Below are 22964 nucleotides of genomic sequence, written 5' to 3' on the forward strand. Positions count from 1 at the left end.
CATCTGGCGTTGTGCAGCCACGGCGAAAGCAAACCGGGAACAGGACACCCCTTCAGGGCTGAGAACTGTTCTGTTGCGCGTGCCTTGCTGCCATGCGACTCTGTTCTGATGAATCTATTCCTATCGCAAGATTTAGAACAAAGCAAGAACATATGTGCAGCAGCTTTCCGTTCACGCGTTCTTGATATATGAAGCGCGCATGTTGTCCGTCGTCATCGAAACCCTGAATTCAGAAAGAGCGCTGGCCCACACGCTTTCGGCTTTGGTGCCGGCTGTTGTGGAGGGGTTGCTGCGCCGTGTTACGGTCGTCGACCGGGGGTCATCGGACGAAACCGCTCTCGTCGCGCTCGGTGCCGGCTGTAGCTTTTATGCCGAAATGGATATTGAGGCGGCGCTCGCAGAAATCCGCACGCCGTGGGTACTGTTGCTGAAACCGGGTGCTATTCCGCAGGAAGGGTGGGAGGAAGTCCTCCGCCGCCACATGGATAATGATGGGGGGGGTACCGCGCGCTTTTCACTGCCGGAAGATAGCGGCTTCGGCACGGTCCGTAGAATCTTCGGCCACAAGGCGACGCTCGATGCCGGGCTTCTGGTTCGGTTGGATATTTTGAAGCCGCTGTTGCTCGACGGCGTGGCGTTTGATCTGCTTCCACAGCGCTTGCGGCCGGTCCGTCTCAAACACCCCATTCTGCCGCCCGACGAAGACTGAACAAAACAAAAAGGCGAAGCTGGAAGCTTCGCCTTTTTCGTCAGACATGCTGACCGGATTAGTTCTGGTAAGAGGAAGGTGAAGCATCGCCAAAGCGATGAGCCGAACCGTCCTGATAGACCGGAGCCTTGATCGAAGCAGGAGCCGTGTAGTCGAGCTTCTGGCTCTGCGTTGCAACCGGCGTACGGTCGTTTGCATAGAGATCGGCAGGCTCGCCGACATGCGGGTTTTCAGCGAAAGCAGCACCGGCGCTAAGGGCAACGGCAACAGCAGCAAGAGCAAACTTTTTCATTTTCGTAATCCTTAAAATCGCCCCTTCGGATGGCATAGAAGCCTTTCCGGGGCTCCCGGGTGGCACTATGCCATCCATCGGGGAGATAACTGGGGAAGCTGAATGACTGGGAGGAATATCCAGCTTGGGAATTCATCGGGGCGTCATCCGCTGGGAGGCTTTTGACGACGCCCTGCGCCTAAGTTTTCAGAAACTTAGTTCTGGTAGCTCGAAGGCGATGCGTCACCGAAGCGATGAGCCGAACCGTCCTGGAATGAGGACTGGCTGATCGAAGCGGGAGCAGTGTAGTCGACCTTCTGGGAAGCAACCGGGGTGCGGTCGTTTGCATAAAGATCGGCAGGTTCGCCAACGCGTGGGTTTTCAGCAAAGGCAGCACCGGCGCTAAGAGCGAGGGCAGCGGCAGCAAGAACAATCTTTTTCATTTTCCTATCTCCTTGGAAAGTGGAGCGGCGTTTTGTTCGTCGTTCCGATGCAGCTGAAATGGGTGACAGTGGGTAAAAGTTCCAGTCACGAAAATGTTTTCTTAATCACGCATTCGTGCAGCCAATTTTATGGAATGTAGATAATTTATAAGAAATAACTAAATATAATCAATAAGTTATATTATATATCAGTATTCACGAAACTGTTGTAAAAGGCATTTTGTTCAAAAGAGCGAACAGTCTGTCCCAATATATTGTCCAATGAGAGTGAACAATAGGGCGATTTTTCAGACTTTCGGTTGGGAGGCCGCTCAGAAACTACTTTTGGGAGGGAGCCGTTTGGGTTGCGATGACGAACCAGTCGGGTCGTTCGGCCAAGAGAAGTGCTGCTGCCCGCTCTGTGGCGGCCATATCTTCGTAGATCGCGTAACAGGTTGCACCTGAGCCTGACATCTGTGCGTAAAGCGATCCGCTTGCGCGAAGCAGGTCAAGTTTGTCACCGATCTGGGGGGCAAGTTTTAGGGCCGGAGGCAGAAGATCATTGCGGGTTGTCTGCAGATAGGCGCAAAGGGGGGCGATATCTGCATGGGAGCCAAGGTTCAGCGCTGGATGGTCGCGTTTGTCGAGTGCGCGAAAGACATCCGGCGTTGCAACAGCGGTTCCATCATTGACGAGGAGCATCGGCAGGGCTGGAAATCCGACAACCGGGCTCAGGTCTTCACCGATGCCGCGCGCGGCAAGCGGTGTGCCCTTGGATGCGCCATGCAGGCACATGGGCAGATCTGCGCCAAGGGTAAGCCCCATCGCGGTGAGTTGCTCTAAACCGAGATCAAGCCCCCACAATTCATCAAGTGCGAGCAGCGTTGCCGCGGCATCGCTCGATCCGCCGCCTATACCCGACGCAATCGGAAGGTTCTTTTCCAAATGAACGGCGACGGGCGGCAATGCCCTTTGCGTATGATCACGCAAGGCCTCGCGTGCCTTGAGAACCAGATTGCCACCATCGAGCGGTATGCCTTTTGCGAAAGGACCGCTGACCGTGAAGCTATCCTTTTCGGCGTGCTCGATGCGGATGATGTCGCCATAGCGCGCAAAGACCACCAGCATATCGAGTAGATGATAGCCATCGTCACGACGCCCTGTAACATGCAGTGCGAGATTGATCTTGGCCGGGGCCAGACGCGTCACCGCATGTGCGGACCCGGCATTCGCGGGCGTTTCGGTTGTCGGAAAAAGGGTCATTTCTGGCTACGGACCGAGAATAGCGCATTTCCAGCAAAAGTGTGAAACGGTTTTGCGTGAGGCAAATGCTATGAAACAAATAGTTGGAGCGGCTCCGACGATATTGTTAAAATTGGAACCGCTCTTGAGAAAACATGGCATCCGGTTGCGGCGGCAACCGCACCACTTCGTTGGCAACCTCTCTTACAAGACAGGTCAGTCCTTCTTGACGTAATATTCGCCGGTTTTAGGGTCCTGCACCAACGTGCCTTGAGCCCGGTTCTGCGCTTCCTTTTCTGCCTGACGCACACGCTGGGACACGCGCGAGGCTTCACGCTTGAACGAGCGATAGCCGTACCAGGCGGCGGCGATGATCAGCAGCAGAAAGATGAGCTGGGGCATGGCCTCAAGTCCTTAAGGGTCGCATTTCGGATTGCTGGATCGCAACGCCGAAATGCCGGATGTTCATGAAGGGGCGGGAAGCGGCCCACCCCGCTTTCTGACACCATATCATGGTGAAACGAGGGAATTCAAAGCTTTGGTTCGAAAATCGACGCCGATTTTCGACTTCGCTTTGTTTTTACAGGCCATAACGGCCCCAAAGTGCTTTTTCTTCGGCTACTGAAAGCAGCCCGTCGCCGAGATGCGCGGCAATGGAAGCCGGTTCAAGATTGCCGAGTGCCATATCAACGGCCATATCAACGCCGGGCATCTTGCGCCCCAGAAGGCCGCGTTTCTGTTCCACGAGCTTGAGCTTAACCTTGTCGCCGTAGGTTTTGCGCAGGAAGCTGCGCATATCGCCAAGCCCGTCAATCAGGCCAAGCTCATGCCCCTTGATGCCGGTCCAGAACAGCCCGGTAAACAGGTCCTTGTCTTCTGCAAGTTTCGTACCGCGCCGTTCCTTCACCATGTCGATGAAGGTCTCATGGATTTCGAGCTGCAGTGATTTCAACCGCTCGATGTCGGCTTTCTTTTCCGGCTGGAACGGGTCGAGCGTCACCTTGTTGGAGCCTGCCGTATAGACGCGGCGCTCCACACCGATCTTTTTCAGAAGTTCGGGGAAGCCGAACGAGGCCGACACCACGCCGATAGAACCCACGATGGATGACGGATCGGCGATGATTTCGTCACCAGCCAGCGCGATCATGTAGCCACCCGAGGCGGCAACATCTTCGACGAAGATAAAAACCTTCTTCTGGTGTTCGGCGGCAAGGTCGCGGATACGCCGGTAGATCAGTCGGGACTGAACCGGTGATCCGCCGGGCGAGTTGAGCGAAATGGCGACGGCGGGCGTCTCCTTGTCGGTGAACGCCTTTTCAAGGACTGCTGCTGTTGACGCCAGTGAAAGCATCGGACGGAATGCAGATCCACCGGACATGATGGCACCATGCAGCCGCACGACAGGTATCTCGATGGAAACCGGGCGGAAGCGGCGTGGAACAAGGCGCGTCAATAAACCGGGCAAGGCAAACTCCTGCTAACTGAAATCATTCAGGCTCTCAGCCGGAATGTAGGAAGCCATTTGGGAAACACAAAGAAAACCGCCCGGAAATTTTGTTTTCCGGGCGGTGATGTCGTTTCTGTCAGGTGTTTTTCGGCTTTGTGACCAGCCGCAGCAGGATATAGCCGCAAATGGCCGACAGGCCCGAACCGGCCAGCACGCCGATCTTCGTTTCCGCCTGCATGAGATCGGACGGGAAGGAGAGAAGGCCGATGAAGATGCTCATCGTAAAGCCGATCCCGCACAGGACCGCCACGCCGTAGAGCTGTATCCACGTGGCCCCGAGCGGCTTTTGTGCGAGGCCTGTCTTGATCGCGAGCCAGGCGGCTCCGAAAACGCCGAGCTGTTTGCCGATGAAGAGGCCAAGCATAATGCCAAGCGTGAGTGTATCCCGCATCACCGAGGCATCGAGACCGGCAAACGATATGCCCGCATTGGCGAAGCCGAAAATCGGCACGATGATGAAGGCAACAGGCTTGGCCAGCGCATGTTCCAGCGCATGCAGCGGCGAGGTCATGTCGTCAGGCCTGCCGGGCGCGGCCTTCAGCGGAATCATAAGTGCTGTCACCACGCCTGCAACCGTTGCATGAACGCCGGAATTCAGGACGAAGAACCAGAGGGCGGCTCCGCCAATCAGGTAGGGCAGGAGCTTCATCACGCCCATCCGGTTCATGACGAACAGAACGATAGCGGCAGCGACGGCCCCGCCGAGATAAGGCATGGAGATTTCAGCTGTATAGAAAATGGCGATGATGACGACGGCTGCGAGATCGTCCAGGATAGCAAGTGTCGCCAGAAACACCTTGAGGCTGGAAGGAACCCGTGAACCCAGAAGCGACAGAACGCCGAGCGCGAAGGCGATGTCGGTGGCAGATGGCACAGCCCAGCCGCGCACCTTGGCAGGGTCGTGCCAGTTCAACGCGGTGAAGATGATGGCTGGCAGGATGACGCCGCCTGCAGCGGCGATACCGGGCAGCATTCGGTTTGGCCAGCTTGCCAGTTGACCGTCGAGAAATTCGCGTTTGATCTCCAGCCCCACAAGCAGGAAGAACACCGCCATCAAGGCATCGTTGATCCAGTCCGTCAGACTCAGCGGACCGATATGAGTGTGCAGTATATCGAAATAGGCCTGCGAGAACGGAGAATTCGCCACGATCAGCGCGAGCGCTGCCGCCGCCATCAGGCTTACACCCCCTGCAGATTCGCTATCCAGAAAGCGCCGCATGATGGATACGGGGCGGCTTTGATTTGGGCTATGGTTCATTGGTTCCCGTTGCCTGTTCTTGTCGTTTTGCTGTTTGCGCTTTTTCGGAAAAGGGCGGCGGGGAGCCGCAGAACGAAAATTGCGGTTTTAGGAATATTGGCTCGAATATAGGGTTTCAACCAAAATCACCCGCTCGGACCGAAATCGACAGGTCTGGACTACCGGAACTTCCGGAATGCTACCGTGTTATCCGATCCGGGAGGACACCACGATGGTGCTCACTGCTATTTTTGCCCAGCTCAATTGCTCCGACCTCGAACGCAGCACGGAATGGTTTGCCACGATCTTCGATCGCAATCCCGATGCGCGACCGATGCAGGGACTGGCTGAATGGCATCACGGTTTGAGCGCGGGCTTCCAGCTTTACCAGAACCCGGCGGAAGCAGGGCACGGCACGCTGACACTCATCGTCCGCGACGTACGAGCCGAACATGCGCGTCTTTCATTCGACGGGATTCGCCCCGGAAATGTCGAGATAGCTGACTATACGACGATTCTGAGATTGCACGACCCGGACCGCAATCTGGTCGTGCTGGCACAACCCCGAAGTTAGATTCTAAATGAGAGCGTCGAGCCCATTGTTGATGCCGTTGGCGCGTGGGGTGAAGCCGTGGCCGTCGCTGCCGTGGAGAACAAGCGCTGGCATCAGCGAAAGACCGGCGCGGCTCCCGCGTGTGCCTGTCACGACAATACGGATCGCCGCCGCTTCGGGGCGGGGCTGAACGGGAATGATCTTCAGCCCGCCAAATCGTCCCGACAGTGCTTCGAGGATGGAAGAAATCGAACCGGGTCGGGCAATAATGGCAATACCTCCACCAGGCTTCACAATGGCTGCCGCAGTGCGCACCCATTGCTCGAACATGCCTTCGGGCATGACATGCGCTTCCGCCTTCAGCGGATCGGGTGTGCTGCGATCGCGCGCTTCGTTGAAGGGCGGATTCATGATGACGAAGTTGAAACTGTTGTCGACAAGTCCTGCGGCGATGCGCGCCTTGCCTCTCAGGCCGACGTCGGCTTCGATCACACTGATACGGCCTGCCAGAGCGGCGTTCAGCGGATGTGCAACACTTCTGCGGGCAAAGCCCGCCATGAAAGCGGAACGTTCGACGAGGGTGATATTGGCGTCAGGACAGCGCGACGCAACAGCAAGCCCTGCCGCGCCCGCACCGCTGCCAAGATCGGCAACGCGCCCGGCAAAGCCGTTTGGAACGGAGCTTGCCAGAATCATCGCATCCACACCGGAACGATGGCCTTTCAATGCGGGCTGGATGAGGTGAAACGCCCCACGATGAAACACATCGAGCGTTTCTCCAGCCTCATCTTCAGTTTCAAAACTTGCTTCCGAAGTCATCGATCGCGCAGTTCGTGTTCAATCTCGGCATCGATCAGAATCTGCCGTGCTTCTTCAAGCTGCTCTTCGCTGACCAGAAGGCGGCGCGGCAATACACCTAAAGAGCCTTCGATGATGCTCATATTCGTGTCGGCAATGAAATAGGCGATCCCGGCCTCTTTCATCAAGGCCTCGGCAAAGGACAGCAGAACGGAATCATTCGTACGGATAAGTTCGATCATTTGAACAGTTTGTAGCGAATGCACCGCATTGACAACAGCTTCCTTCAATGGTGAACAGGCGTTGGAATAGTATCGCTTTGAGGGCGCTTTGGGGGCAGTTGCGTCTTGAGCAATCCGGTCCGTTTCAATAATGTGGCCGGGCAGCTAGGAGAAATGGCATTGGGTGTGGTTCTAAATCTGGACGGTAAAAAGAAACAGGAAGGATCGGTTCAACCGCTTGTCGATCTGACAAAGGCCGATATGGCGCGGGTGAACGAGATGATCCTTTCCCGGGCCGGGTCCGATGTTGAAATGATACCGGAAGTCGCCAATCATCTGATTTCCTCAGGCGGCAAGCGCCTGCGTCCCATGATGACGCTCGCAGCAGCCCGTATGTTCGGTTACGAAGGCGACGGTCATGTGCGTCTGGCGACGGCCGTCGAGTTCATGCACACTGCAACGCTTCTGCATGACGATGTGGTTGATGAAAGCGATCTGCGGCGCGGAAAAAGCACGGCGCGCATGATCTGGGGCAATCAGGCCAGCGTTCTCGTCGGCGACTTCCTTCTGGGGCAGGCCTTCAAGATGATGGTCGATGTCGGTTCGCTCGACGCGCTCGACGTTCTCGCGACCTCGGCGTCGGTGATCGCCGAAGGCGAAGTGATGCAGCTTGCCGCTGCCAAGAACATGGAAACCACCGAAGACGAATATCTGGCGGTCATCAAGGCCAAGACTGCGGCGCTGTTCTCGGCTGCCGGTGAAGTCGGCCCGATCATTGCCGGTGCACAGCGTTCGGATCGTGCGGCGCTGCGCGATTACGGCCTCAATCTCGGCCTTGCCTTCCAGCTTGTCGATGATGCGCTTGATTATGGCGGCTCGGCAGCCGATCTCGGCAAGAATACCGGTGACGATTTCCGCGAAGGCAAGATCACGCTTCCGGTGATTCTGAGCTATCGTCGCGGCACTGATGATGAACGCGCTTTCTGGAAGCACGCGATTGAGGACGGTGCGAGCGATGACGCCTCGCTTGAAAAGGCCATCGGCCTGATGACGAAGCACGGCGCGATTGCCGACACGGTGCAGCGCGCGCGGCATTTCGGCGAAATTGCCCGCGATGCTTTGGCACCTTTGAAAGCGACGCCTCAGAAGGACGCGCTGATCGAAGTCATCGATTTCTGCATCAGCCGCGTGAACTGACCGGCAATAGCCACAAACTCCGGCCAGCATTTCTTGCGGGCCAGCGATACACGGGAAAAGCATCCCATCACGGATGCTTTTCTTGCCCCGCCATCCCAAAAAGGCCATGCTTGGGGTGCCTTTTCCGGCAAAGAGACAGCGTGCCCGGCTTTTGAGCCAGTTGGGGTTTGCTTGCCGGTATCTGTCACAGGGATTTGAGAAGAGGATAGGGCTTTATGCGGCAAGGATCGAAATACCGCCCGCTTTATGGTTTGCTGCTCTCGCTTCTGGCGGGGATAGCGATCCCGACAAGCGGCGCTTTGGCCAAGACGACAGCCGATCCCACATCGCCTCCCGTCCGTGCCGGTTCGTTTGCCGGAGCCTATCTTGCCGGACGCACTGCCGAATCCGACAATAATCTCGCTACCGCCGTCGATTTCTATCGTCAGGCCATGGCGTTCGATCCGGGCAATGCGCAGATCAAGCAGGATTTGCTGCTGGTTCTGCTGACCGAAGGCCGCTTCAAGGATGCGCTGCCTCTGGCGGAAGAACTGAAGAACATCCCTGATATTGAGCGTTTTTCGCGCGTGGCGCTGGCCATCGACGCCATTGACCGCAAGCAATATCGCAAGGTCGGGCCGCTTCTGATGCTGTCGCTGCAATCCGATATGGATCGCCTTGCGACAGGCTTCATGAGCGCGTGGGTGAAGGTCGGGCAGGGCAACCCCAAACAGGCGCTCGCCGACATTCAGAAAATGCAGGGACCGGAATGGTATGGTCTGTTCCGCACCTATAATTCCGCACTGATAGCCGATCTCGCCGGCCAGAAGCAGGAAGCGCGTGATTTCTACCAGCAGGCCATCGACGACCGGCCGGGCGGGAGCGCTGCCCCTGACACTTACGAACGCATCGTGATGGCCTATGCCTCCTTCAAGCTTCGTCAGGGCGACAAGGAAGGTGCCATTAAGACGTTGAATGATGCAGCCGAGCTTTTGAACGGTCGCATGACAATCACCGAAATGCGTGAAAAGATCGAGGCTGGCGAGAAATATGGCCGCCTTATCAAAACCGCTCAGGAAGGGACTGCCGAAGCGCTCTATACGCTTGGCACTGCGATCAATCGCAGCGGCGCGGAGGCCTTTGCAAAGCTTTATCTGCAGATGTCGTTGCCGCTGCGTCCGGACAATGACGCAACGCTTTATCAGCTGGGCGATATTTCCGCCAAGTTGCGCCAGCCGGAAAAGGCCATCGACTACTATGGTCGCGTGCCGGAGAAGTCGCCTTATCGTCGTGATGCGGAAATGCAGCGAGCACTCAATCTGGCGGAAAACGACCAGTCTGCCGACGCTGTCAAGCAGCTGAGAGTTCTGCTCGACCGTGACAAGACCGACATGCGCACTTATCTGGCGCTCGGTGGTGTCTATGCACAGGACAAGAATTTCGCCGATGCGGCGAAGATTTATGATGCTGCGGTGGAACAGATCAAGACGCCGGAACGCAAGGACTGGCCGGTCTTCTACCAGCGCGGCATTGCCTATGAACGCCTGAAGCAATGGGACAAGGCGGAGCCCAATTTCCGCAAGGCGCTGGAGCTTTATCCCGACCAGCCGCAGGTGCTGAACTATCTTGGCTATTCCTGGGTTGACCGGGGTGAAAATCTCGATGAAGCGCTGGGCATGATCAAGAAGGCGGTCGAGCTGCGTCCGCAGGACGGTTATATCGTCGACTCGCTGGGCTGGGCTTATTACATGCTGGGCCGGTATGACGAGGCGGTGGTCGAACTGGAAAAGGCGGTCAAGCTTCGTCCGGAAGACCCGACGATCAACGATCATATGGGCGATGCCTACTGGCGTGTCGGGCGTCTTCTGGAAGCGACATTTCAGTGGAACCATGCCATTGCAGGCAAGCCCGAGCCGGAAGATCTGGTGAAGATCGAGGCGAAGCTGAAGAAGGGTTTGCCGGATATTCCGGGGCAATCTTCTGCCGATGCTGCAAAGCCCGATGAGAAAAAGCCTGTCGAGCAGAAGCCGGAAGTTCCTGCGCAATCGCCTGCGCCTGCCGCACCGTCCGGCAAGGCTCCAGAAAAACCGGCAACTGACTAAGAGCTTCAGGCTGCCGGTTTCAAGATGGTGTGACACCGAAACTGGCAGCCTGTGCTTGACCCTGCGTTACGGACAAATTAGACCGGGCCATCATTTCAATTACAAGGCCCGACCCCGTGTCCAGTACGTTGCCAGCACATATGCATCCCACCCGTTCCTTTCAGGGTCTGATCCTGACGCTCCATAACTATTGGGCGGAGCACGGTTGCGCTATCTTGCAGCCCTATGACATGGAAGTGGGTGCGGGTACGTTCCACCCGGCAACGACGCTGCGTTCGCTGGGGCCGAAGCCGTGGAAGGCTGCCTATGTGCAGCCATCGCGTCGTCCGAAGGATGGCCGTTACGGTGAAAACCCGAACCGTCTCCAGCACTATTACCAGTATCAGGTGATCATCAAGCCATCGCCGCCGAACCTTCAGGATCTCTATCTCGGGTCGCTGCGCGCCATCGGTCTCGATCCGACGCTGCATGACGTGCGCTTCGTGGAAGATGACTGGGAAAGCCCGACGCTCGGCGCATGGGGTCTCGGCTGGGAATGCTGGTGCGACGGCATGGAAGTGTCGCAGTTCACCTATTTCCAGCAGGTCTGTGGCATCGAATGCTCACCGGTTTCCGGTGAGCTGACCTATGGTCTCGAACGCCTCGCCATGTATGTGCAGGGTGTGGACAATGTTTACGACCTCAACTTCAACGGTCTCGAAGGCGATGAAAAGGTCACCTATGGCGAGGTGTTCCTGCAGGCTGAGCAGGAATATTCCCGCTACAACTTTGAAATGGCCAATACCGAGGCTTTGCATCAGCATTTCATCGATGCCGAGCGCGAGTGCGAGGCCATTCTGAAGGCTGGTGCGCCTGGTCCGAACGCCAATCATCAAATGCATAAGAGTGTCTTCCCGGCCTATGACCAGTGCATCAAGGCATCCCACGTGTTCAATCTGATGGATGCGCGCGGCGTGATCTCGGTTACCGAGCGTCAGAGCTATATTCTGCGCGTGCGCAATCTTGCGCGTCAGTGCGGCGAGGCATTCCTTTTGACGGATGCCGGTGGTTTCAATTTCAAGCGTGAGGGCGAGTAAAGAACATGCCTGATTTGTTGCTCGAACTCTTTTCCGAAGAAATCCCCGCTCGCATGCAGCGCAAGGCTGCCGGTGATCTGAAAAAGATGATTACCGATGGTCTGGTGGAAGCCGGTCTTACCTATGAAGCTGCGACCCCTTATTGGACGCCACGTCGTCTGACGCTCGATATTCGCGGCCTCACCGTGCGTTCCAAGGACGTGCACGAAGACATTAAGGGCCCGTCGGTTACAGCACCGGAACAGGCCATTCAGGGTTTTCTGCGCAAGGCCGGTCTGACGGATGTCGCCCAAGCCCATGTCCACTCCGATCCGAAGAAGGGTGATTTCTATGTCGCCCATCTGACGAAGCCGGGCCGCGCAGCGGAAGAAATCGTCGCCGAACTGGTGCCGCAGACGATCCGCAATTTCCCATGGCCGAAATCCATGCGCTGGGGTGCGGCTTCGGCCAGGCCGGGTTCGCTTCGTTGGGTGCGTCCGCTGCAGTCGATCCTCTGCACCTTCGGTCCCGAAACCGAGGAAACCGTGGTCATCGATTTCGATGTTGATGGCATCAAGTCGGGTAATGTCACCTATGGCCATCGTTTCCTGAGCGACGGTCAGGCAATCAAGGTACGTCGCTTCGAGGATTATGTCGAAAAACTCGAAAAGGCTTTCGTGGTTCTCGACGCCGAGCGCCGCAAGGAAATCATTTCGCAGGACGCGCATAATCTCGCCTTCGCTTCCGGCCTCGAACTGGTGGAAGACGATGGGCTTCTGGAAGAAGTGTCCGGTCTGGTCGAATGGCCGGTCGTGCTGATGGGCGAATTCGAGGAAGAGTTTCTGGCCATCCCGCCGGAAGTCATTCGCCTCACCATCCGCGCCAACCAGAAGTGCTTTGTCACCCGCAAGCAGGGCGAAGCCGAAGCGCTTTCCAACCGGTTCATTCTGGTGTCGAACATTGCAGCCCGGGACGGCGGCACGGAAATCGCTTACGGTAACGGCAAGGTCGTGCGCGCACGCCTGTCGGATGCACTCTATTTCTGGCACACAGATCAGCATGATCTGCCCGACCTCGACAAGCTCGTCGCTTCGGCGGAAAAGTTCGGTCTTGATCTGAAGAAGCCACTCGATCAGCGCATGGCGCGTCTGGATGCATTGAATGTGACCTTCCATGCCAAGCTTGGCACGCAAGGCGCACGCGTTGAACGCATTCGCGAACTGGCTGCGCAGATTGCGCCGCTGGTGGGTGCCGATCCGAAGCTTGCTGCGCGCGCGGCAGTTCTGGCAAAGGCTGACCTCACCACGGAAGTTGTCGGCGAATTCCCTGAACTTCAGGGCGCAATGGGTCGCAAATATGCGTTGCTTCAGGGCGAAGATGAAGCCGTCGCTGCTGCGATTGAAGAACACTACAAGCCGCAAGGCCCGTCCGATGTTGTGCCGAAGAACCCGGTTTCGGTTGCCGTCGCGCTTGCCGACAAGCTCGACACGTTGGTCGGATTCTGGGCGATCGATGAAAAGCCGACCGGCTCGAAGGACCCGTTTGCTCTGCGTCGTGCGGCATTGGGTGTGATCCGTCTCCTGCTGTCGCAGGAATGGAAGTTCCCGCTGCTGCCGCTCTTCCGCTCGGCCTTTGCCGCGCTGAAAGAAGGTCAGGTCCAGCGCAAGTTGCGCGAGTTTGAAACCAAGCTTGCTGGGGAAAACTCCGGTGATATCGACGGCGAACAGGACGCTGACAACGCATTGGCCAGCTATGAAAAGCAGGTTCGCGCCGAGGCGGAAGCATCGTCCGAGCCGGTGCTGGCTGATCTCTTGTCCTTCCTCCATGACCGTTTCAAGGTGCATCTGAAAGAAGAAGGTGCACGCTACGACGCCATTGATGCCGTGTTGTCGCCGGAAGCCGACAATCTGCTGCTGGTCGCGCGTCGACTGGAAGCGCTGATCGTCTTCATCAACGAAGAAGACGGCAAGAACCTTCTGGCTGGCACCAAGCGCGCCGCCAACATTCTCGCTGCCGAAGAGAAGAAGGGTACGAAGGTTGCAGACAGCGTAAGCGCGTCTCTTCTCCACGAAGCGGAAGAAAAGGCGCTGTTCGAAGCCGTCGCTCTGGCTTCGCAAGATGCCGAGGCTGCCATTGCCCGTGAAGATTTCAACGGTGCGATGCTGGCGCTCGCCAAGCTGCGTGGTCCGGTCGATACGTTCTTCGAAAAGGTGCTGGTGAACGACGAGGACGAGAATGTCCGCGCCAATCGTCTGGCCTTGCTCGACCAGATTCGTGCAGCTACCGGAAAAGTGGCGGATTTCTCGAAAATCGCGGGCTGACTATTGGCAGTACGATAAAAAATATGGCGCTTTCGGGCGCCATTTTTGTTTATTTCAGGCTGGGTCTGAGTTCGAGCGAACTGAGATCGATTTCGTCGGATGCCCCGGCCCAGGGATCGCCAACGACGCGCACCGGCTTGGCGGGGTCAAAGTCTTCTGCTGGTGCGGCGGCTGGCTCAAGCAGATCGTCCGGAACGGGCTGGCCCTGCATGCGCGCCATATAGGCACGGGCGCGCTTGCGGCGGGCCTCGATTTCCTTCTGTGCGTCCAGTTCGGCTGCCTGCTTTTGCGCACAGGTGCCGCAAACCGGCAGGCCGTTGGCACCGATCTTGTCATAGCCGATATAATCGATGGAGCCGACCTGATAGGTCAATGCCGCGCGCTCACCTCCGTTTGCGGAAGCAATCGCGGGCAGTCCGATGGCCGTCAGCGAAATAGCGATAAATCGCGATAACATTATTCACCTCACGCATGAATAATATCATCATACCCTGAAAAACCTAACAAAACGCAATTTTTCATGCGCAATCATGATCGTCTTCCCGTGATTGTGCCCGGATAGAGTCCGAGCTTGCTTGTACATCGCTTGTACATCACTTGCACAGGAGCCTGTGCTTGTGTAGGCAGAACGGGCTTAGAGCGCATTTCGATCTGATAGAGTCAGATCGGCGCTCTAACTGTCTGTTTTGACGCGCATCTTATCCGAAAACCGTTTCACACTTTTCGGGATGCGCTCCAACTTGGGACGCTCGAGAGGCGGAAAACCAGTGTCCGATATAGTCAAATTCGATGATGAGGCAGTCCAGCGCGCGGTAGAAGTGCTGCGGCGCGGCGGTCTCGTCGCCATTCCGACCGAAACCGTTTATGGCCTTGCCGCCGACGCTGCGAACGGCGAGGGTGTGGCGGGTATTTTCGCGGCCAAGGGGCGGCCTCAGTTCAATCCGCTGATCGCGCATGTGAGCGGCATTGCGATGGCCGAGCGCTATGTCACTTTCGACGCTCTTTCGCGCAAGCTTGCCGAGATGTTCTGGCCCGGCCCGCTGACCATCGTGCTGCCGCTGAAGGACAGGCAGGATACGGATCGCCCGATCCATCCGCTTGTAACCGCCGGGCTTTCGACCCTTGCCATCCGCATGCCGCTTGGCCGTGTGCGCGATATCATCGAGGAGCTTGATAGTCCGGTTGCAGCGCCAAGCGCCAACACGTCAGGCCGCATCAGCCCAACAAGCGCTCGTGCTGTTGCCGACGATCTCGGCAACAAGCTTGATCTGATCCTCGATGCCGGTCCCTGCGGCGTTGGGGTTGAATCCACTATCGTCAAGGTTGGCGGTAATAAAGTGCATCTGCTCCGGCCGGGCGGACTGGCTGCGGAAGAAATCGAAGCCGTGATTGGTGAGAAGCTCGTGCGCGCCGACCACACATCGGCAATTCAGGCGCCGGGCATGATGGCCTCGCATTATGCGCCTGATGCTGCGATGCGGCTCGGTGTCGGCTCGGTGCAGCCGGGCGAAACCCTGCTTGCCTTTGGCCCGCAGCGCGTAGCCGGGGCCGATACGGCAAAGGCAATCATGAACTTGAGCGCTGATGGCAATTTGCGCGAAGCCGCGGCCAATCTGTTCGATTTCATGCGCAGGCTGGATGCGACAGGTGCCACCACCATCGCCGTCGAGCCTATCCCCTTTGAAGGTCTCGGCGAGGCCATCAACGACCGTTTGAAACGCGCGGCGGCCCCGCGTTAACATCCTCCTATGTAAGAGACAGACTATGCTGGACACCGCTCTGATCGAACGTTTTTCCGCCATCGTGGGCGAAAAGAATGCGCTCACCGCGCCGGAAGATCTCGCCGCTTATCTCGTCGAGCAACGCGATCTCTATCACGGTCGCACGCCGCTGGTCCTGCGTCCGGGTTCGACGGAAGAAGTCGCGGCCATCATGAAGCTTGCCAGCGAGACGAAAACACCGGTGGTGCCGCAGGGTGGCAATACGGGCCTCGTCGGCGGCCAGCAGCCCGATGAAAGCGGCGCAGCCATCATTCTGTCGCTCGGCCGTATGAACCGTATCCGTAACCTCGATACGGTCGGCAATCTGGTAACGCTTGAAGCCGGTGTCATCCTGAAGAACCTTCAGGAAGCTGCTGAAAAAGCCGGTCGTCTGTTTCCGCTGTCGCTGGGTGCCGAAGGTTCATGCCAGATCGGTGGCAATCTTGGCTCCAACGCTGGCGGCACGGCAGTGCTTGCCTATGGCAACATGCGCGAGCTTTGCCTCGGCCTTGAGGTTGTGCTGCCGACCGGCGAGATTCTCAACGATCTTCGCTATGTGAAAAAGGACAATACCGGTTACGACCTGAAAGACCTTTTCATCGGTTCGGAAGGCACGCTTGGTGTCATCACGGCTGCGGTGCTGAAAATCTTCCCGCAGCCGAAGGGCAAGGGCGTGGCTTATGCAGGCCTGCGCAATCCGGAAGACGTGCTGCGCCTGTTCCAGCTTGCAACGGAACATGCAGGTCCGTCGCTGACCGGCTTCGAATTGATGCCGCGCGTGGGGGTTGAGTTTACGGTGCGCCATGTCGATGGCGTGCGCGATCCGCTCGAAAGCCCGCATGACTGGTATGTGCTGATCGATATTTCTTCTACTCGCTCAGAAGAAGATGCGCGCACGACGCTGGAAACGATCCTGACCGAAGCCTTCGAGAGCGACATTATTCAGGATGCGGCCATCGGCGAAAGCGTTGCGCAGGCGCAGTCCTTCTGGAAAATGCGCGAGGAAATGTCCTGGGCACAGAAGCCGGAAGGTGGCTCGATCAAGCACGATATATCTGTGCCCGTCGCATCCATCCCCGCCTTCATCCACGAAGCCAATGCTGCGACGCTGGAAATGATTCCCGGTGCGCGCATCGTTTGCTTCGGCCATATCGGCGACGGCAACCTGCATTACAACGTTTCGCAGCCGGTAGGCGCTGACAAGGAAGCCTTTCTTGCGCGTTGGCACGAGCTGAACCACCGTATTCATACGATCGTTGCGAGCTATACGGGTTCGATTTCGGCAGAACACGGCATTGGTCAGCTCAAGCGTGAAGAACTGGCTTTCTTCAAGCAGGATGTCGCGCTTGACCTGATGCGCCGCATCAAGTCGGCTTTCGATCCGGCGGGCATCATGAACCCCGGCAAGGTTCTATAAAGTATCACTATTTAATCGAGTAAGGCGGGCGGTATTAACCGCCCGTTTGTTTTAGTAAACACTTCTTCAGAAGAATTTCCGAATTCTTACACCTGGTTGCAATCTGCTAACCAAAGGAAAAGGCAGGAAAAAGTTAACTTAACTCATTAAGCCCGTCGGTAATAAACCGCGCCTATTCTCCATCTCAACGAAGAGCAAACAGCTCGACAAAGGGAAGTCGGAATAACCGGCTCTCAAAAATAAAAAGCAGAGAGACAGAGGCGTCGAAAATGATGAGCAAGGGACTGAAGCCCGACTGGGCAGGACGGGAATTGCGGCTTGATCCGTTTCACTTTCCGCAGGTTGTGAGCTATGCGACCCATGACGGGAGCAGCGACGTTACCTTCACCATCAACGAGCGCGGCGCAGTGATCCGGCAGGTTCTGCCTTCAAGCGGTCTGCCGATGTCGATCGCTCTCCCGGCCAACGCATTTGTCGGCGTTGCCGCCCGTGCGGTGGAAGACGAGTTCGGCGAAATCACGGTGACGCTGGAGCTGATGCATGAAGACCCGCAGCTCTCCGTTCCCTTGCTTGTCGCACATGATCTGACTGACGTTGCCGCCGACTGGCGCGCCTGGGCGGCAAGCTTCAATCTGCCGATGATGCTGGTCGAGGAGGACGGCGTTGCCCGCCCGCTTTACGAAAGCACCGGTGCGGTCCGCACCAGCCAGCCGCAGGCTCGCCGTCAGGGACAAGAGCCGCGCCGTCGCCGTCCGCGTTTTCTTGCTCGCCGCAAGACAGGTACGCTTGGCGTCCGTCTGGTGATCTCCGGCAAGGAAATCATTGCTCGAAATTGAATTGGAGCGCATCCCCGAAAAGTGTGAAACGGTTTTCGGACGAGATGCGCTCTAGAAAGGGTAAAGGGTCGCCTGAGATAAGGCGACCCCTTCAAAAAATCTTGGCTGACCTCCAAAAAGCCCCCGAACGTTCACAACGTTCGGGTTTATTTTTTTCGGCTGAGAAATGCCATGACGGCCTCGCGGGCTTCATCTGAGGTAAGCCGTTCAGCAAAATGTTTGGCCTCACGTGCAATACGTTCGGAAACTTTTTCAACTGGCATGCGCATCAGCGCACGGGCGATCTGTATGGCCTGCGGAGGCTTGGCAGCGATTTCTTCTGCGGCCTTCATTACTTCCGTTTCCAGCGCATCTTCGGCAACGATCTGATAGACGATCCCGGCTTCCTGTGCGGCTTCCGCGGTAAATCCATGACCGAGCGCCAGCAGGGCAAATGCCTTCTGATGTCCCATCAGCGGTGGTGCCAGCAGGCTGGAAGCTGCTTCCGGCACAAGGCCGAGATCGACGAAAGGCGTGCGGAACAAGGCGCGCGACGTTGCAAATGTCAGGTCGCAATGCAGGTGGATGGTCGTGCCGATGCCGATGGCAAGGCCATCGACACCGGAAACGATCGGCTTCTTTGCGCTGGAAAGAGCACCCAGAAAATCCAGAATGTCGTTGCCGAGATCGCCGCCCGATGCCGCGACCATGAAATCCTGCATGTCGTTGCCGGATGAGAATGCACCCGGAACCCCGAGAAACACGTGCACACGCACCGCGTCATCGGCATCGCCGTCCTTGAGCGCCTTTGCCATGGTGGCATACATGGCGCGGGTAATGGCGTTTTTCTTGTCGGCCCGGTTAAGACGGATGATCTGGATCGCGCCTTTGCGCTCAATCAGGATGTGTTCGCTCATGCCTATGCCTCCAGCGCGGATTTGGCGGCGGCTAGGCTGGCAGCGCCGGTGATGACGGTGTCTTTCAGGGACGATACTTCGGCAAGCATATTTTCCGCAAAGAAGCGGCTCAGCACTGCGCGGCCGCTATCGTCATCCGCGAGCGCCGCACGCGCGAGATAGGCGCCGCCGGAAACGAGCGACAAAAGCCGCTGATAAGGCGTGGCTCCGGCAAGTGCTGCCTCAAGCTGCCCTTCGGCAACTGCCTTTTGCAGCCAGTCCGTGGCTTCGCGGGCCTCATTGATGGCCTTGGAAAGGCGAGCGCCGGTTTCGCCGAGTTCCGGACGATTGGATGCGGCGGCCTTGTCGGCGTCGTCCTGCAATTCTGCAAGGAAGCCCTTGATATGCTCGCCATGCCCAAGCGGCAGCTTGCGCGCCACGAGGTCGATGGCCTGAATGCCGTTGGTGCCTTCGTAGATCGGGGTAATCCGGGCATCACGCAGCAATTGCGCAGCACCTGTCTCTTCGATGAAGCCCATGCCGCCGTGAATCTGGATGCCCAGCGAAGCAACATCCACGCCTGCATCGGTCGCAAAGCTCTTGGCGAGCGGCGTCAGCAGACCGGCGCGATCCGACCAGAACTGCTGGTCTGCGCCCTCCGTTGCATGGCTCATGTCGATGGCATGTGCGCAGGAATAGGTGATCGAACGGGCAACCTGCGTTAGCGCCTTCATGGTCAGCAACATGCGCTGTACATCGGGATGCTCGATAATCGGGCTCATGCCTTGCTTAGGATCAGCGCCGATGGCGCGGCCCTGCTTGCGCTCCTTGGCATAGGCAAGGGCCTGTTGATAAGCGGCCTCGGCAACGCCGACACCCTGAATGCCGACCAGAAGACGCGCATTGTTCATCATGGTGAACATGCAGGCCAGCCCACGATTTTCCTCGCCGATCAGGTAGCCAACCGCGCCCTGTTCTTCACCCTTCACGAAACCATCACCATAGATCATGGTGCAGGTTGGCGAGGCATGGATGCCCATCTTGTGCTCAAGGCCGGAGCAGAACAGATCGTTCCTGCGGCCAAGCGAGCCATCATCGTTGACGAGGAATTTGGGTACGAGGAAAAGCGAAATGCCCTTCGTCCCGGCCGGTGCATCGGGCAGGCGCGCCAGCACCAGATGCACGATATTGTCGGTCAGGTCATGCTCGCCATAGGTGATGAAAATCTTCTGGCCGAAGATGCGGTAGCTGCCGTCACCGGCACGTTCCGCACGGGTACGCAGTACACCAAGATCGGAACCGGCGTGCGGTTCAGTCAGATTCATCGTGCCCATCCACTCGCCGCTGATGAGCTTTTCGAGATAGATGTCCTTCAACTCCTTGGAGGCGTGCTTTTCGACCGCTTCGACTGCGCCCATGGTCAGTGTCGGCGCGATGGCGAAGGCAAGCGTCCCGGAGTTCCACATTTCGCTCACTGCCACCGACATCATCGTGGGCAGGCCCTGACCGCCATATTCCGGCGTGCCGGTCAGCGAGTTCCAGCCGCCTTCGATCCAGTCGCGATATAGCTCTTTCCAGCCCGGCGCGGTGGTGACAACGCCGTCCTTGACGGTCGCGCCATGCTTGTCGCCGGTGATGCGCAGCGGCTCGACGCGCTCTGAGGCAAACTTGCCGGCTTCTTCCAGAATGGCAGCGGCAAGATCGGCGGAGAATTCGGGGAAGCGGTTGTCGTCGAGGGCTTTCTCCAGCCCTGCAACCTTCATCAGCGTATGGGAAATTTCAGAAACCGGCGCGCGATACATCTTTCCTCCGAGTATGTTTCGCGGACTTCTCCTCGGAAGCCCGCCCTGCGCCGGTGCTTCATGCAATCCGGCAGGAGCCATTTTGGCTGTTCAATACAAGAGCTATCGGCTTATTACGTAAACGTCAATATTGTGCTGCGGCTTCACAGCCATTTGTACGGAGGTGAACAATCTCGTGGATTTTTCGAATTTGACGTTTGAAACGGGATTAATATCGGACGGATATCAAACGTCAAATGCAATCCACTAGGCATTGTCCGCCTGTGAGGCCGAAACTCGGCGGTTACAGATAATGCTGTCGAGGCTATTTCTTGTCGGCTTGGGTTTCCCGCTCGACAGCGCGCCAGCCGATATCGGAGCGATAGAAGCCTTCCGGCCAGTCGATGAGCTTTACGGCTTCATAGGCGCGCGCCTGTGCTTCGGCGACCGTGTCGGCAATGGCAGTGATGTTGAGCACGCGGCCTCCGCTGGCAACGATGCTGCCGTCCTTCTCCGCCGTTCCCGCGTGGAAGAGTTTGACGCCATCAATGCCTTCGAGCTTGTCGAGATCGCGGATGACGCTGCCCTTCTTCACATTGGACGGATAGCCCTCCGCAGCCATCACAACCGTCAGCGCAGGCTGGTTTTTCCAGTCGAGCGAGACTTCATCAAGTTTGCCGTCCACGGCAGCATTGATGAGCGCGAGCAGGTCGCTGTTGAGGCGCATCATAAGCACCTGGCATTCCGGGTCACCGAAACGGGTGTTGTATTCGATGAGCTTCGGGCCGTCCTTGCCGATCATCAGGCCGAGGAACAAAATGCCGGAGAAGGGCGCGCCGATTTCCGCCATGCCGCGCATGGTCGGTTCGATCAGTTCGCGCATGGTGCGTTCGACGATTTCCGGCGTCATGACCGGAGCTGGAGCATAGGCACCCATGCCGCCTGTATTCGGGCCGGTGTCGCCGTCGCCGACACGCTTGTGATCTTGCGCCGAGCCGAGCGGCAAGGCGGTCTTGCCATCGCATATGCAGAAGAAGCTTGCTTCTTCGCCGTCCAGAAATTCCTCAACCACCACTTCGGCACCGGCGGAACCGAATGCGCCCTCGAAACAGGCATCCACGGCGTCGAGCGCTTCATCGAGCGTCATCGCAACGATCACGCCCTTGCCTGCGGCGAGCCCGTCGGCCTTGACGACGATGGGCGCACCCTGCTGGCGGATATAGGCCTTGGCCTTGGGCGCATTGTTGAAGCGGCCATAAGCGCCTGTCGGAATATCGAAGCGCGCGCAGAGATCCTTGGTGAAACCCTTCGAGCCTTCAAGCTGTGCCGCAGCCTTGGACGGGCCGAACACACGGATACCCTCGGCACGCATTTCATCGGAAAGGCCAGCCACCAGTGGCGCTTCAGGCCCGACCACCACGAGATCGATCTTCTTGTCCTTGGCGAAGGCAATCAGAGCCTGATGGTCATCGACACCGATGTCGACGAGTTCTGCGATCGTCGCAATGCCGGGATTGCCGGGAGCGCAATAGAGTTTTGTCAGTGACGGAGAAGCGGACAGTTTCCAGGCCAGAGCATGTTCACGACCGCCAGAACCGATTAAAAGAACTCTCATTGCTTGCTCCGTCTTCGTCGGGGTTATAGTGATGGCTGCATATATCAAGGATTTCGCCATGTCACAGCCCGAACTACACGGATCGATTCAGTCACGCAATGCGCAAGGGCGTGTAAAGGATGCTCCATCGGGCCATTGGGTCTATAAGCTGCTGCCGCACTGGCTCTGGCCCTATGCGCAGCTCGCCCGCTGGGATCGTCCCATCGGATGGCAGCTCCTGCTCTGGCCATGCTGGTGGTCGGCAGCGTTGGTGGCAGGTGCGGGCGCCAAGCCGGGCGATGGCGCCTGGGCCGTCATGCCTTCGATCTGGCATCTCGTTCTGTTCCTGATCGGCGCCATTGCCATGCGTGGCTCCGGCTGCACCTATAACGATCTTGTCGATCAGGATATTGACGACAAGGTGGATCGCACGCGTTCAAGGCCACTGCCGTCGGGGCAGGTGACACGTGGTCAGGCCAAGATTTTTCTGGTTCTGCAGGCGCTGGTTGGTCTTGTGGTGGTGCTGCAGTTCAACTGGTTCTCCATCGGGCTTGGCATTTTCTCGCTTCTGATCGTCGCTGCTTATCCTTTCATGAAGCGCATTACCAACTGGCCGCAATTCGTGCTTGGTCTTGCGTTCTCATGGGGCGCACTCATGGGCTGGGCTGCGGTGGAGGGTTCACTCAGCCTTGCGCCGGTGCTTCTCTATATCGGCGCGATCCTGTGGACGATCGGCTATGACACGATCTACGCGCATCAGGACAAGGAAGACGACGCGCTGGTGGGCGTGCGCTCCACGGCGCGTCTGTTCGGCAAGCACACCAAGACGGCGCTGATGATCCTGTATGGTGGTGCTATCGGCTTCTTTGCCGCCGCTTTTGCCGTGGCACAGGTGCCGATGCCAGCACTGGCTGGGTTGCTCGCAGCGGGCGTACATCTTTATCGTCAGATCATCGTGCTCGATATCGACAATCCCGACCAGTGCCTGAAACTGTTCAAATCCAACAATATTGTTGGCTGGCTGATTTTCCTCGGGCTTGTTCTCGGAAGTCTCTGGGTGGCGGTCAAGCCGCTGGTATAAATAAGA

Annotated in this window: 22 protein-coding genes; 10 read left to right on the top strand and 12 right to left on the bottom strand. The window is 57.6% G+C overall.

Going from position 1 to position 22964, the window contains the following annotated elements; translation table 11 throughout:
• The first annotated feature begins 199 nt into the window (after positions 1-199).
• Positions 200-709 carry a glycosyl transferase gene (locus LJ361_RS02320; protein WP_191192439.1) on the top strand — a complete coding sequence of 170 codons (510 nt, stop codon included), beginning with the start codon at positions 200-202 and terminating at the stop codon, positions 707-709.
• A 58-nt stretch (positions 710-767) separates the two neighbouring features.
• On the opposite strand, the gene LJ361_RS02325 is transcribed toward LJ361_RS02320, so the two are convergent.
• The 6 genes from LJ361_RS02325 to nhaA all read right to left on the bottom strand — a co-directional run bounded on the left by LJ361_RS02325 (position 768) and on the right by nhaA (position 5409).
• Complete coding sequence (locus LJ361_RS02325) at positions 768-1001, bottom strand: hypothetical protein (protein ID WP_010658330.1); 234 nt, start codon at positions 999-1001, stop codon at positions 768-770.
• 194 nt (positions 1002-1195) lie between these two features.
• Positions 1196-1423, bottom strand: a complete 228-nt coding sequence (locus LJ361_RS02330) for a hypothetical protein (protein ID WP_012090790.1) — start codon at positions 1421-1423, stop codon at positions 1196-1198.
• A gap of 318 nt (positions 1424-1741) precedes the next feature.
• Positions 1742-2665, bottom strand: coding sequence for a 4-(cytidine 5'-diphospho)-2-C-methyl-D-erythritol kinase (locus LJ361_RS02335; protein WP_191192342.1), 924 nt, complete (start codon positions 2663-2665; stop codon positions 1742-1744).
• A 195-nt stretch (positions 2666-2860) separates the two neighbouring features.
• A complete protein-coding gene (locus LJ361_RS02340) occupies positions 2861-3046 on the bottom strand; it encodes a membrane protein (protein ID WP_010658334.1) in 186 nt (61 codons plus the stop codon).
• A 178-nt stretch (positions 3047-3224) separates the two neighbouring features.
• Positions 3225-4109 (bottom strand): S49 family peptidase, encoded by an 885-nt coding sequence (locus tag LJ361_RS02345; RefSeq protein ID WP_010658335.1) that lies wholly within the window; start codon positions 4107-4109, stop codon positions 3225-3227.
• Between the two features lie 118 nt (positions 4110-4227).
• Positions 4228-5409 (bottom strand): Na+/H+ antiporter NhaA, encoded by a 1182-nt coding sequence (nhaA, locus tag LJ361_RS02350; RefSeq protein ID WP_191192343.1) that lies wholly within the window; start codon positions 5407-5409, stop codon positions 4228-4230.
• A 211-nt stretch (positions 5410-5620) separates the two neighbouring features.
• Here nhaA and LJ361_RS02355 point away from each other — a divergent pair, with 211 nt between their 5' ends.
• A complete protein-coding gene (locus tag LJ361_RS02355) occupies positions 5621-5962 on the top strand; it encodes a VOC family protein (protein ID WP_125333753.1) in 342 nt (113 codons plus the stop codon).
• A 3-nt stretch (positions 5963-5965) separates the two neighbouring features.
• Here the strand turns inward: LJ361_RS02355 and LJ361_RS02360 are convergent, their stop codons facing one another.
• Together LJ361_RS02360 and LJ361_RS02365 are read right to left on the bottom strand one after the other, a co-directional pair.
• Positions 5966-6760, bottom strand: a complete 795-nt coding sequence (locus tag LJ361_RS02360) for a tRNA1(Val) (adenine(37)-N6)-methyltransferase (RefSeq protein ID WP_191192344.1) — start codon at positions 6758-6760, stop codon at positions 5966-5968.
• Complete coding sequence (locus LJ361_RS02365) at positions 6757-6981, bottom strand: DUF2007 domain-containing protein (protein WP_010658339.1); 225 nt, start codon at positions 6979-6981, stop codon at positions 6757-6759. Before LJ361_RS02365 ends, LJ361_RS02360 begins: the two co-directional genes overlap by 4 nt.
• Before the next feature lie 159 nt (positions 6982-7140).
• On the opposite strand from LJ361_RS02365, the gene LJ361_RS02370 reads away from it, so the two are divergent.
• The 4 genes from LJ361_RS02370 (at position 7141) to glyS (ending at position 13614) form a co-directional block, all read left to right on the top strand.
• Positions 7141-8157, top strand: coding sequence for a polyprenyl synthetase family protein (locus tag LJ361_RS02370; protein WP_010658340.1), 1017 nt, complete (start codon positions 7141-7143; stop codon positions 8155-8157).
• A gap of 215 nt (positions 8158-8372) precedes the next feature.
• A complete protein-coding gene (locus tag LJ361_RS02375) occupies positions 8373-10238 on the top strand; it encodes a tetratricopeptide repeat protein (protein ID WP_191192345.1) in 1866 nt (621 codons plus the stop codon).
• 140 nt (positions 10239-10378) lie between these two features.
• On the top strand, positions 10379-11314 hold the full coding sequence (locus LJ361_RS02380; protein ID WP_010658342.1) for a glycine--tRNA ligase subunit alpha: 936 nt from the start codon (positions 10379-10381) through the stop codon (positions 11312-11314).
• 5 nt (positions 11315-11319) lie between these two features.
• Entirely contained in the window at positions 11320-13614 is a 2295-nt protein-coding gene (glyS, locus tag LJ361_RS02385) for a glycine--tRNA ligase subunit beta (protein ID WP_191192346.1), read from the top strand.
• A 49-nt stretch (positions 13615-13663) separates the two neighbouring features.
• Here glyS and LJ361_RS02390 read toward each other — a convergent pair whose 3' ends face one another.
• Complete coding sequence (locus tag LJ361_RS02390; protein WP_029925596.1) at positions 13664-14071, bottom strand: hypothetical protein; 408 nt, start codon at positions 14069-14071, stop codon at positions 13664-13666.
• Positions 14072-14342: 271 nt separating this feature from the next.
• Between LJ361_RS02390 and LJ361_RS02395 the strand changes: the two genes are divergently transcribed.
• The 3 genes from LJ361_RS02395 to LJ361_RS02405 all read left to right on the top strand — a co-directional run bounded on the left by LJ361_RS02395 (position 14343) and on the right by LJ361_RS02405 (position 17627).
• Positions 14343-15353, top strand: coding sequence for an L-threonylcarbamoyladenylate synthase (locus tag LJ361_RS02395; protein WP_376787378.1), 1011 nt, complete (start codon positions 14343-14345; stop codon positions 15351-15353).
• A gap of 25 nt (positions 15354-15378) precedes the next feature.
• Positions 15379-16791, top strand: coding sequence for an FAD-binding oxidoreductase (locus LJ361_RS02400; RefSeq protein WP_029925591.1), 1413 nt, complete (start codon positions 15379-15381; stop codon positions 16789-16791).
• Positions 16792-17060: 269 nt separating this feature from the next.
• Positions 17061-17627: a DUF6101 family protein gene (locus LJ361_RS02405; RefSeq protein WP_010658347.1), complete on the top strand. Its 567-nt coding sequence runs from the start codon at positions 17061-17063 to the stop codon at positions 17625-17627.
• 146 nt (positions 17628-17773) lie between these two features.
• On the opposite strand, the gene LJ361_RS02410 is transcribed toward LJ361_RS02405, so the two are convergent.
• The 3 genes from LJ361_RS02410 to purD all read right to left on the bottom strand — a co-directional run bounded on the left by LJ361_RS02410 (position 17774) and on the right by purD (position 21898).
• Positions 17774-18523, bottom strand: a complete 750-nt coding sequence (locus LJ361_RS02410; RefSeq protein WP_264812564.1) for a crotonase/enoyl-CoA hydratase family protein — start codon at positions 18521-18523, stop codon at positions 17774-17776.
• Positions 18524-18525: 2 nt separating this feature from the next.
• Positions 18526-20304 (bottom strand): acyl-CoA dehydrogenase, encoded by a 1779-nt coding sequence (locus LJ361_RS02415; RefSeq protein WP_151576858.1) that lies wholly within the window; start codon positions 20302-20304, stop codon positions 18526-18528.
• Between the two features lie 304 nt (positions 20305-20608).
• Positions 20609-21898 carry a phosphoribosylamine--glycine ligase gene (purD, locus tag LJ361_RS02420; protein ID WP_012090805.1) on the bottom strand — a complete coding sequence of 430 codons (1290 nt, stop codon included), beginning with the start codon at positions 21896-21898 and terminating at the stop codon, positions 20609-20611.
• A 58-nt stretch (positions 21899-21956) separates the two neighbouring features.
• Between purD and ubiA the strand changes: the two genes are divergently transcribed.
• A complete protein-coding gene (ubiA, locus tag LJ361_RS02425; RefSeq protein ID WP_029925587.1) occupies positions 21957-22958 on the top strand; it encodes a 4-hydroxybenzoate octaprenyltransferase in 1002 nt (333 codons plus the stop codon).
• The last annotated feature ends 6 nt before the right edge of the window (positions 22959-22964 follow it).

This window comes from Brucella sp. JSBI001 (assembly GCF_026014005.1).
GTDB lineage: Bacteria > Pseudomonadota > Alphaproteobacteria > Rhizobiales > Rhizobiaceae > Brucella > Brucella anthropi.